The organism is Priestia sp. 3CA3, from assembly GCF_056836725.1.
In genome coordinates, this window is record NZ_JBXENJ010000050.1 from 1 (window position 1) to 336 (window position 336).

General features: G+C 38.1%; 1 pseudogene. It reads right to left on the reverse strand.

Features of this window, described 5'->3' with window-relative positions:
* Nucleotides 1–77: 77 nt before the first annotated feature.
* Nucleotides 78–336, reverse strand: a pseudogene (locus tag AC1VNJ_RS26935) (IS3 family transposase); the annotation flags it as partial.

The window sequence follows — 336 nt, forward strand, 5'->3', positions numbered from 1 at the left end:
AGTGGATCGAGGGATATTAAGATGTAAACAGATTTGATAAATAGGCACCTGACCTTTTAGCTCTTCCACCGTGTTCACTACGATTTCTGGTACCACTTCCTTTCCAATTCCTTGTACTTTTTTAAGATCTCAATCTGTTGCTTTAACTGCCGGTTCTCTGCCTCTAACTTAGACGTCTCGCTCTTAAATTCAGGACCTTTCCCATATGAATATTGCTTGCCTACAGGCTGTTCAAATCGATACATTTCTCCATTTTTATACCATGTCATCCACGTTTTTAATTGGGTATGATTACGAATATTCAGCTGTGATAATACTTCTTTTACAGGTATACCA